General features: G+C 71.6%; 6 protein-coding genes. 1 reads left to right on the top strand and 5 read right to left on the bottom strand.

The annotated features are described in order from the left end of the window. Nucleotides 1–26 precede the first annotated feature (26 nt). Nucleotides 27–1,025, top strand: a complete 999-nt coding sequence (locus GPA04_RS02385; protein WP_156221928.1) for a zinc-binding dehydrogenase — start codon at nt 27–29, stop codon at nt 1,023–1,025. On the opposite strand, the gene GPA04_RS02380 is transcribed toward GPA04_RS02385, so the two are convergent. The 5 genes from GPA04_RS02380 to GPA04_RS02360 form a co-directional block, all read right to left on the bottom strand. Beyond that, a complete protein-coding gene (locus GPA04_RS02380) occupies nt 1,018–2,379 on the bottom strand; it encodes an MFS transporter (RefSeq protein ID WP_156221926.1) in 1,362 nt (453 codons plus the stop codon). The genes GPA04_RS02385 and GPA04_RS02380 overlap by 8 nt on opposite strands. Nucleotides 2,380–2,435: 56 nt before the next feature. Further along, a complete protein-coding gene (locus GPA04_RS02375; protein WP_156221924.1) occupies nt 2,436–5,261 on the bottom strand; it encodes an aconitate hydratase in 2,826 nt (941 codons plus the stop codon). 176 nt (nt 5,262–5,437) lie between these two features. After that, entirely contained in the window at nt 5,438–7,852 is a 2,415-nt protein-coding gene (locus GPA04_RS02370) for an HAD-IC family P-type ATPase (protein ID WP_156221921.1), read from the bottom strand. A 407-nt stretch (nt 7,853–8,259) separates the two neighbouring features. After that, entirely contained in the window at nt 8,260–9,471 is a 1,212-nt protein-coding gene (locus GPA04_RS02365) for a class I SAM-dependent RNA methyltransferase (protein WP_156221919.1), read from the bottom strand. Then, nucleotides 9,461–11,503, bottom strand: a complete 2,043-nt coding sequence (locus tag GPA04_RS02360; RefSeq protein ID WP_156221918.1) for an APC family permease — start codon at nt 11,501–11,503, stop codon at nt 9,461–9,463. The genes GPA04_RS02365 and GPA04_RS02360 overlap by 11 nt, the downstream gene beginning before the upstream one ends. Between the last annotated feature and the right edge of the window lie 41 nt (nt 11,504–11,544).

Here is an 11,544-nt window from a genome sequence, read left to right as displayed (position 1 = left end):
ATCGGTCGTCAGTAGGATCAGCGCTCGTGCGCGCAGCGAGGATTCACGGCAAGCAGGACCTGCGGATCGAGGAGGTCCCCACACCCGTCCCGGGACATGGCCAGGTGCGGATCCGACCCGCGTACGTGGGGATCTGCGGGTCCGACCTCCACTACTTCTCCGACGGCGCGGCCGGGATCTTCCGGATCGTCGAGCCGCTGATCCCCGGGCACGAGATGTCGGGGACGATCGACCTGGATCCCTCGGGCCGGTTCGCGCCCGGGACGCCGGTGACCGTGCACCCCGCGACGTGGGGGCCGCCGTCGTCGGGCGCCCGACCCACCTGGCCCGGCGGGACCTTCCTCGGCAGCGCCTCGACGTCACCGCACACCCAGGGGGCGATGTCCGACCACATGGTCGTCACCACCGAGCAGGTACGACCGCTGCCGGCGTCGTTGCCGCTGCGTCGCGCCGCCCTGGTGGAACCGCTCGCGGTGGGGCTGCACGCGATCACGGTCGCGGGCGGCGTGCAGGGTCGCTCGGTGCTGGTGTCCGGATCCGGCCCGATCGGGTTGCTGGCCGCCGCGGGCGCGCTCGCCGCGGGTGCGGCGCAGGTGTGGTGCACGGACGTCCGCCCGGGGCCGCTCGCACGTGCGCGGGCACTCGGCGTGACCGAGGTGGTCGACGTCGCGCAGACCCCGCTCCCCGAGTCGCGGTTCGACGTGGTCCTGGAGTGCGCCGGACTGCCTCAGACGCTGCACGCGCTGCTGCGTGCCTGCGCCCCCGGGGGCGTCGTGGTGCAGGTGGGCAACGTGCCGAACGAGGACCGCCCGGTCAACCTCGCGCCGATCGTCTCCAAGGAGATCCAGCTCCGCGGCACGTTCCGCTACGACGACGAGATCGACGACGCGATCGCCATGCTGGCCGCGACCCCCTCGATCGAGCAGGTCGTCACCCACGAGCGCGGGCTCGAGGAGATCCTGGACGCCTTCGCGATCGCGGCCGACTCCGACGCCTCCGGGAAGGTCCTCGTCCGCCTCAGCTGATCTCGGGCGCGCCCAGGTGCGCGGGCGCGGACGTGAGCGCGGTGCGCGGTGCCACGAACGAGCCCAGCAGCACGATGACCACGAGCGCGGCATACAACGCCGTCAGCCCCGCCTCCAGCCCGAGCAGCGCCGTGAGCGCACCGCCCACGCCGATCAGCAGGGCGGTCGCGAGACCGTCGAGGATCTGCGCGGCCGCCGTGTTGAAGCCGACCTCGCCCGGTGCGGAGTGACCCATCACGAGCAGCGAGACCGCGGGCATCCCCAGCCCCATGCCGAAGCCGGCCAGGGCTTGCGCCACGAACGCGACCCACGGGCTGACCCATCCCAGCGTCACCGGGATCACCAGCGCGATGCCGAGGGCGATCAGCCCGAACGCCGCCCTCATGAGCACGTGGCGGGGCAGCAGCGGATGCCCGCCCTGCCAGGTCGAGGCGGCGGACCAGCCCAACGACCCCACGATCAGCACGGCGCCGGCTTCGGTGAGCGACCAGTCGTGGAGGCGGTTCAGCATCAGCGGCAGGAACGAGTTCATCGCGAAGAACGTTCCGGCCAGCAGGCCGCGCGCCAGCACCGTGGACGCGACGCCGCGCCGGGCCAGCAGGGTGCCGGCGGGCACCAGCTGGAGCACCGACGGGATCAGCACCGCCAGCGCCACGAGCGCCACGGGCAGCACCGCGAGCCCGGGCCGCTCGCCGGCCCAGCTGAGGGCCGCGACACCGACCGCTGCCAGCGGTGCGGCGACCAGCAACCAGCGACCGCCCGGCCGCGGTCCGTCCCCGCGATCGGTGCGCTGGGAGCCCAGCCGCCGCAGCACCCGCGACATCATCACCAGCGCCAGCAGCGCGACCGGCACGATGCCCAGGAAGACCCAGTGCCAGGACCACGTCTCGGTGACGTACGCCGCAGCCGGCGGTCCCAGCAGCGACGGGAGCACCCAGGCGGTCGCGGTCCACCCGAAGACCGCCGGCCGCAGCTGCACCGGGTAGGCCAGCGCGACGAGCACGAACACCGCGACCGTCAGCGAACCCGCACCCAGCCCCTGCAGTGCGCGCCCGACCAGCAGCTGTGGCAGGGCCGTGGCGGTGCCGGCGGCGACCAGCCCGACGCCGAACGCCGCGACCCCGGTGACCAGCGGTCCGGCGGGACCGCGCGCATCCGCCCAGCGGCCACCCAGCACGGTCGCCAGCACCGAGGAGGCCAGGAAGGCCACGAACGGCCACGCGTAGGTCTCGAGCGTGCCGACGTCGGCCATGATGTCCGGCATCGCGGTGCCGACGCCCATGCCCTCGAACGCCACCGCCGTGATGACGAGCAGGATGCCTGCCGTGGTCGGACCACGGCCGTCACGGAACACGTCCCAGCGGCCGGAGCTGGTGGGCAGCTCCGGCTCGCCGGTGTGCTCGGACGTGCTCAGGCGGCGACCAGCGACCGGAGCACGTACTGGAGGATGCCGCCGTTGCGGTAGTAGTCGGCCTCTCCGGGGGTGTCGATGCGGACGTCCGCGTCGAACTCCACCACCGTGCCGTCGACCTTGGTGGCCGTGACGTGCACGGTCCGCGGCGTGGTGCCCTCGTTCAGCGCCGTGACGCCGGAGATGTCGAACGTCTCGGTGCCGTCGAGCCCGAGGGAGTCCGCGGACTCCCCGGCCGGGAACTGCAGCGGCAGCACGCCCATGCCGATGAGGTTGCTGCGGTGGATCCGCTCGAAGCTCTCCGTGATGACGGCCCGGACACCGAGCAGCGCCGTTCCCTTGGCCGCCCAGTCGCGGGAGGACCCCGAGCCGTACTCCTTGCCGCCGAGCACGACCAGCGGGATGCCGGCCTCGGCGTAGGCTTGGGCCGCGTCGTAGATCGAGGTCTGCTCACCGGTGAGGAGGTTCTTGGTGAAACCGCCCTCGACGTTCTCCAGCAGCTGGTTGCGCAGCCGGATGTTGGCGAAGGTGCCGCGGATCATCACCTCGTGGTTGCCGCGGCGGGAACCGTAGGAGTTGAAGTCACGACGCTCCACGCCGTGCTCGGCGAGGTAGCGCCCCGCGGGCGAGTCGGGCTTGATCGACCCGGCCGGCGAGATGTGGTCGGTCGTCACCGAGTCGCCGAGCTTGGCGAGCACACGCGCGCCCGCGATGTCGGTGACCGGGGCGGTCTCGATCGTCATGCCCTCGAAGTACGGGGGCTTGCGCACGTACGTCGACTCCGGGTCCCAGGCGAACGTGTCGCCCTCGGGGGTGTCCAGGCCGCGCCAGTGCTCGTCGCCGGCGAACACGTCGGCGTAGTCGGAGGTGAACATCTCCTTGCTGATCGAGGAGGCGATCGTCTCCTGCACGTCCTGCGGGGAGGGCCAGATGTCCTCGAGGAACACCGGGGTGCCGTCCTCGCTGTGGCCGAGCGGCTCGGCGGCGAAGTCGAAGTCCATCGTGCCGGCCAGCGCGTAGGCGATCACCAGCGGAGGCGAGGCCAGGTAGTTCATCTTCACGTCCGGGTTGATCCGGCCCTCGAAGTTGCGGTTGCCCGAGAGCACCGAGACGACCGAGAGGTCGTGCTCGTTGACGACCTGCGAGACCTCGTCGGGCAGCGGACCGGAGTTGCCGATGCACGTGGTGCAGCCGTAGCCGACCAGGTGATAGCCGAGCTTCTCCAGATACGGCCACAGGCCGGCCTTGTTGTAGTAGTTGGTGACGACCTGCGATCCGGGCGCCATGGAGGTCTTCACCCACGGCTTGACCTGCAGACCCTTCTCGACCGCACGCTTGGCGAGCAGACCCGCGGCCAGCATCACCTCGGGGTTGGAGGTGTTGGTGCAGGAGGTGATCGATGCGATCGCCACCCGCCCGTGGTCGAGCTGGTAGGTGCTCCCGTCCGGTGCCGTCACGTCCACCAGCTTGTGGGCACGTGCGGACTGCGTGACCGGCGACGCCGCCGGCTGGCCCAGCGGCGAGGACTCCTCATGGGCGTCGTGCGACGGTGCGTCGGAGGCCGGGAAGGTGTCGGCGAGCTCCTTGTCGACCGGGCTCTTCTCGATGCCGTTGCCGTCGACGACGTAGTTCTCGAGGTCGGCGCGGAACTGCTCCTTCGCGCGCGTCAGCGCGATGCGGTCCTGCGGCCGCTTCGGCCCGGCGATCGAGGGCACCACCGTGGACAGGTCGAGCTCGATGTACTCGGAGAACGCCGGCTCGACGTAGTCGTCGGCCTCCGGCGCCAGCCACATGCCCTGCTCCTTGGCGTAGGCCTCGACCAGCGCCACCTGCGCCTCGTCGCGACCGGTCAGGCGCAGGTAGTCCAGCGTGACGTCGTCGATCGGGAACATCGCCGCCGTCGAGCCGAACTCGGGGCTCATGTTGCCGATCGTGGCGCGGTTGGCGAGCGGCACCTGGGCCACGCCCTTGCCGTAGAACTCGACGAACTTGCCGACCACACCGTGCTGCCGGAGCATCTGCGTGATCGTCAGCACCACGTCGGTCGCGGTGACGCCGGAGGGGATCTCACCCTTGAGCTCGAACCCGACCACCCGCGGGATCAGCATCGACACGGGCTGCCCGAGCATCGCGGCTTCGGCCTCGATGCCACCGACGCCCCAGCCGAGCACACCGAGGCCGTTGACCATCGTGGTGTGCGAGTCGGTGCCGACGAGCGTGTCGGGGTAGGCGCGCAGCACGCCGTCGACCTCCCGGGTCATGACCACCCGCGCCAGGTACTCGATGTTGACCTGGTGCACGATGCCGGTGCCCGGGGGGACGACCTTGAAGTCGTCGAACGCCGTCTGGCCCCAGCGCAGGAACTGGTAACGCTCGTGGTTGCGCTGGTACTCCAGCTCGACGTTGCGCTGGAAGGCGTCGGAACGGCCGAACACGTCGATCTGGACCGAGTGGTCGATCACGAGCTCGGCCGGGGACAGCGGGTTGATCGAGGCGGCGTCGCCGCCCAGCTCGGCCACGGCCTCGCGCATGGTGGCGAGGTCGACCACGCAGGGCACGCCGGTGAAGTCCTGCATCACCACACGCGCGGGCGTGAACTGGATCTCCGTGCTCGGCTCGGCCGACGGGTCCCAGCTCGCGAGCGCGTCGACGTGCGCCGCCGTGATGTTCGCGCCGTCCTCGGTCCGGAGCAGGTTCTCGGCCAGCACCTTGAGGGAGTACGGCAGCTTCGCCAGCCCCTCGACGGCTGCCAGCCGATAGATCTCGTAGCTCTTGCCGCCGACCTCGAGCGTGCCCTTGGCACCGAAGCTGTTCACCGCGCTCACTGCTGCTCCATCCCGTCGCTCCTGCCCGACGGCGTCGCTCGCCACGTCTGCAGGACTCGACTTCCGAACTTATCTTGATATCGAGATATCTTATCAGGCCAGTCGACTCCAGGGTGTCATCGATCGCCCGGCGCGTCCTCCTCTTCGGACGCCCGGAAGGTGACCTGCCCACCCGCTCATCGTTCCGGGACGGGCTCGCCATCCGCCGACGACGTGCCGATCCGCGCCGACCTGCGCTCGCGCAACCGGTACACCAGCTCGATGAGTCCGGCGCCGATCACCCCGACGACGACGATCAGCTGCGCGGTCGGGCCCGCGGGCCACTCGAGGGCGAAGAAGTCGCGAACGAACGGGATCCCGACCGCGAGCACCGCTCCGAGCGCCATGGCGGCGACCAGGGTGAGCCGCCACCAGCTCCACGGCCGCGCCAGGATCGCCAGCAGCCAGAGCGCCATCAGGATCAGCGTCAGGGTGGCACCCGTGCTCGCCTGGAGCGTCTCGCCACGCAGGTGCAGCGTGCCGTAGACCACCAGCACCCCGGAGCCGCAGATCAGCCCGCACGGCACCGCCAGCTGCAGCACCCGGTCGAGGAAGCCCTTCCGGTACCGCTGGTTGTTCGGCGCGAGCGCGAGGAAGAAGGCCGGGGTCCCGATCGTCAGCGCGCCGACGAGGGTGAGGTGCCGGGGCAGGAACGGGTAGGGCCACGCCACCAGCGCGACGACGACGGCGAGCAGCACCGCGTACGTCGTCTTGGTCAGGAACAGCGCCGCGACGCGCTCCATGTTCGCGATCACCCGTCGCCCCTCGGCGACCACACCGGGCAGCGTGGAGAACGTCCCGTCGAGCAGCACCACCCGTGCGACCGCCTTGGTCGCGGCCGCACCGTTGCCCATCGCGATGCCGAGGTCGGCCTCCTTGAGCGCCAGGGCGTCGTTGACGCCGTCACCGGTCATCGCGACCGTGCGACCGTCGTCCTGCAGCGCGTGCACGAAGGCACGCTTCTGCTCGGGGCTCACGCGGCCGAACACCCGTCCCTCCCGCATCGCCACGCGCAGCGACTCGCGGTCCTTCGGCAACGTGCGCGCGTCGATGCCGGCACCGCCCTGCAGGCCGACCGAGTCGGCGATCCTGCCCACCGTGGCTGGGTTGTCGCCCGAGATCACCTTGACCTCGACGTCCTGCATCGCGAAGTACGCCAGCGTCTCGGCGGCGTCCGGCCGCACCCGTTCCCGCAGCACCGCCAGCAGCGCCGGACGCAGGTCCTCGGGCACGCTGTGGTGGTCGAGCGGCTCCTCCCCCGGCACGTGAGCGAGCAGCAGCACCCGAGCTCCGCTCGTGGCGAGCTCGAGCACCCGGGTGACCACGCCGTCGTCGGCGGCTCGTGAGGCGAGCAGCACCTCGGGTGCGCCGAGCACCCAGGTGCCCGACTCGGCACGGTGCCCGCTCCACTTGCGGGCCGAGCTGAACGGGACCACGACCTGCTGAGCCACCGTGGCGACATCGGCGAGGCCGGGCGCGATCGCCGCGGCGCTCGGGGAGGCGTCGGGCTCCCGCGCCACGGCCGCGAGCAGCTCCCGTGCCCCCGCCACCGGCTCGAGCTCGACCAGCTCGTCGAGCTCGACGCTGCCGTCGGTGATCGTGCCGGTCTTGTCGAGGCAGAGCACGTCCACGCGCGCGAGCACCTCGACGGCCGGCAGCTCCTGGATCAGCACCCTGCGCCTGGCGAGGATGACGGCGGCGAGCGCGAAGTTGATCGAGGTCAGCAGCACCAGCCCTTCCGGGACCATGCCGACGATGCCGGCGACCGCCTGCACCACGGCGTCGCGCCACCCGTCCCCCGCGAACGCGACCTGGAACCCGCCCTCGTTGCGGATCTGGCTCCAGAACAGCAGGAACGCGATCGGGACGATCACCCAGGAGATCACCACGAGCACCTTGTTGATGCCGTTGCGCAGCTCGGACCCCACGAGCGAGAACTGCTTGACCTGGGAGGTGAGCTTCTGCGCGTAGGCGTCCTGCCCGACCCTGGTGGCGCGGACCACGGCAGCTCCCGCCACCACCGCCGACCCGGACAGCACGGGATCTCCCGGCGCCTTGTCGACGGGCTCGCTCTCGCCGGTGAGCATCGACTCGTCGACCTCGAGCCCGGAGGAGGTGAGCACCTCGCCGTCCGCGGGGACCTGGTCGCCCAGGGTCAGGCGCATCACCTCGTCGAGCACGACCTCACGCATCGGCACCCGGAGCTCGGCGCCGTCCCGGATCACGGTGACCTCGGACTGGTTGAGGATCGCGAGCCGGTCGAGCGTGCGCTTGGCGCGGTACTCGGTGACCGCACCGATCAGCGTGTTGAAGAGCAGCACGAACCCGAAGACCGCGTCCTTCCACGCCCCGACCGCGAGCACGACCACCAGGGCCGTTCCGAGGATCGCGTTGAAGAGCGTGAACAGGTTCCCGCGGAGGATCTCCCCCAGGCTGCGCGAGGACGTGTCGTCGGTGACGTTGACCTTGCCGGCGGACACCCGCGCGGCGACGTCGGCTGAGGTCAGCCCGGGCGGCGGGGCGGCTGTGGCGACTGCGGCGACTGGCTGCACGGCAGCAGCGTATGGCCCGAACGCCCCCGTGACGCAGATCACACCGGGCTGCGCGTCATGACGGGCGTCCGCCCGCGTCTCTGGGATACGTCACATCGGCAGCAGGAGGACACATGGTCACGGCGTCGCAGCCTCGGCTCCGCCCGCACCGTCGTCCTCGTCGGTGGGCGAGCCCGTCGGCCACGGGGGTGCGGTGGGGTCGGGCCCACCCCACCCCCGCCGACGGGCGACGATGACGCACCCACGGGGGCCGAGCCGTCCCGCGCCGACCCGCTGCCAGGTCACGCGCGCCTACACGGCGCGCGCGGTCGGGCAGCCCGGGGCGCACACCGAGCACCTCTCGACGCGGTGCGTCGCACGGTGGGCGCGCGCCTCCCGCCGGCGACGTCAGCGACGCCGCGGCTGAGTCACCAGACCAGCGTCGCGAGCGCCTCGACGTGGTGCGTGTGCGGGAACAGGTCGAAGCCGCGCAACGACTCGAGGCGGTAACCGTGGTCGAGCGCGATCCGCACGTCCCGGGCCAGCGCCGCCGGGTCGCACGCGACGTAGACGACCCTGCTGACGCCGAGGTCGGCGAGCCGGTCCAGCACGTCGGCGCCCGCGCCCGCGCGCGGCGGGTCGAGCACGACGACGTCCGGTCGTCTGTCGATGTCGGCGAGCGTGCGGGCGACCTGGCCGGTGCGCAGCTCGAGCTGGTCGAGGCCGTGCGCGTTGCGCCGGGCGTCGCGGGTGGCCTGGTCGTCGGACTCGACCGCGAGCACCAGGCCCTCCGGCCCGACCGTGTGCGCGAGCGGCACGCTGAGGAGCCCGGCACCGGAGTAGGCGTCGATGACGCTGTCGCCGGGCTGCAGCGCGGCGGCCTCGAGCACCGCGCTCACCAGCATCGCCGGGGCACCGCGGTGGATCTGCCAGAACCCGGCGGCGGCGAGGCGGTACCGGTAGGTGACGTCGCCGACGGTGACCTGCTCGCGCACGTGGCTGCGACCGCCGCGCCACGGCTGACCGTTGACGAGCACCGCCGGCTCACCCTCGGTCGGCGCGACCGCGTCGATGCGCGCACCTGCCGGCCAGCTCCGGGAGAGCAGGTCGAAGGCGTTGATCTCGGGGACGGCGAGCGGCATCTCGCGGAGCGCGAGCACCTCGTGCGTGCGGTGCCGGTACATGCCCGCGCGACCTTCGGCATCGGCCGTCAGCTCGATGCGGGTGCGCGTGCCGAGGCCGTCGAGATCGCCCGGTACCGGCTCGACCGTGAGCTCCTCCAGCAGCGGGTGCTGAGGCTCGAGCTTGCCGATGCGGACCAACGCGTCCGTCAGCACGTCACGCTTCCAGCGGCGCTGTGCCTCGATCGCGACGTGGGCGAGCTCGCCACCTCCGACCCCGCCGGGACCCGCCTCGGGCCAGATGCTCGGCACCCTGTCGGGCGAGGCGTCGAGGATCTCGACGGCGTCCCCGCGCCAGTACCCCTCACGGCGCTGCTCGGTCAGCCGGACCCGGACCTTCTCACCCGGCAGCGCGTGCCGGACGAACACGACACGACCCTCGTGCCGTGCCAGGCAGTGGCCGCCGTGCACGGCAGGGCCGACGTCGAGGACGAGGTCCTCGCCGGTGTCATCGGCCACGACGCACCGCCCCCGGTCCCGGCAGGTCGCCGGGCTGCTGGCCCGGCTCGCCGACCGCGAGCGTGTGCGCCACGTCCCGCGAGGAGTTCAGCTGCCACGGCACGGAGGCCATCACGACCCCGGGCGTGAACAGCAGCCGCCCCTTGAGGCGAAGTGCGCTCTGGTTGTGCAACAGCTGCTCCCACCAATGACCGACGACGTACTCCGGGACATACACCACCACCAGATCACGTGGCGAGCTCCGTCGCAACGACCGCACGTACTCCAGCACCGGCCGTGTGATCTCACGGAACGGGGAGTCGAGCACGGTCAACGGCAACGGGATCCCCGCAGCATCCCACGCCGCGCGCGTCTGGGCCGCATCCTCGGGGTCGACGGCCACCGTGATCGCCTGCAGCGTGGAGGGCCGGGTCGCGCGCGCGTAGGCGAGGGCGCGCATCGTCGGCTTGTGGACCTTGGAGACCAGCACGACGGCGTGCACGCGCGCCGGGAGCGCCTTGGCGTCCTCGATCTCCTCCGGCGTCGCGAGCGTGAGCTCCTGCGCCACGAGGTCGTAGTGGCGCCGGATGCCGCGCATCACCGCGAACAGCACCACCATCAGCGCGATGGTGATCCAGGCGCCCTGTGCGGTCTTGGTGATCAGCACCACCACCAGCACCACGGCCGTGAGCGCGAAGCCGAACCCGTTGATCGCGCGGGAGCGCTTCATCCTGGTCCGCTCGCGGGTGCTCGACTCGGTGTTGAGCTCACGGTTCCAGTGCCGCACCATGCCGAGCTGGCCGAGCGTGAAGGACACGAACACGCCGACGATGTAGAGCTGGATCAGCGCCGTCACCCGCGCGTCGAAGACCCAGATGAGCACGATCGCGGCGAACGCCAGGATGAGGATGCCGTTCGAGAACGCGAGCCGGTCGCCACGCGTGTGCAGCTGACGCGGCAGGAAGCCGTCACGGGCGAGGATGCTGCCGAGAACCGGGAAGCCGTTGAACGCGGTGTTGGCGGCGAGCAGCAGGATCAGCCCGGTGGTCACCGTGACCACGTAGAACATCGGCGGGAACCCCGCGAACACGGTCTGCGCGACCTGCCCGATCACCGGGTCCTGCTGGTAGCCGTCGGGGACCGGCTCGCCGCCGAGCCGCAGCTGCGTGGCCGGGTCGTCGACGAACCTGACGCCGGTCGCGCTCGCGAGCCCGAGCACCGTGGTCAGCATGAAGGTCGAGACGGCACCGAGGAGCAGCAGCGTCCTCGCGGCGTTCTTCGACTTCGGGCGCTGGAACGCCGGCACCCCGTTGGCGATCGCCTCGACACCGGTGAGGGCCGCTGCGCCCGAGGTGAAGGCGCGCAGCACCAGGAACGCGCCCGCGAGACCGACAAGACCCTCCTCGTAGCCGGGCTCCGCCGTCAGCTCGAAGGCGGCGGACTCTGCCGCGCCCAACGAGCCGGACAGCCACTGCACGCCGCCGGCGAGGGCCATCGCGCCCATCGCGGCCATGAACACGTAGACCGGGAGCGCGAAGCCTCGGCCCGACTCCCGGACGCCACGCAGGTTGAGCAGCGCGAGCAGCGCGACGATCCCGATCGCGATCGCGGCCTCGTGCCCGCGCGCGGCTGGGAGCACGGTCGCCAGGTACTGCGACCCCGAGGACACCGACACGGCCACCGTGAGCACGTAGTCGACCAGCAGGGCGCTGCCGACCGTGAGACCCGCGGTGCCGCCCAGGTTCTTGGTCGCCACCTCGTAGTCGCCACCGCCCGAGGGGTAGGCGCGCACGGTCTGGCGGTACGAGGCGACCACCGTCAGCAGCACGACCACGACGGCCAGGCCCACCCAGGGCGAGATCGCGTAGCTCGCGAGCCCGGCGATCGAGAGCATCAGCAGGATCTCGTCGGGCGCGTAGGCCACCGACGAGAGCGCGTCGGAGGAGAAGACCGGGAACGCCACGCGCTTCGGCAGCAGGGTCTCCCCCAGGTTCTCGCTGCGGACGGGGCGACCCACCAGGACGCGCTTCACGGCGTCGACGATGTCGGGCACGGTTGCCGATGCTACGCCCGGGTGGGAGCGACCGGCGGGGT

Origin of the sequence: Pseudactinotalea suaedae (genome assembly GCF_009733815.1) — a bacterium.
Classification (GTDB): Bacteria; Actinomycetota; Actinomycetes; order Actinomycetales; family Beutenbergiaceae; genus Pseudactinotalea; species Pseudactinotalea suaedae.
This window is presented reverse-complemented; position numbering and strand designations above follow the sequence as displayed.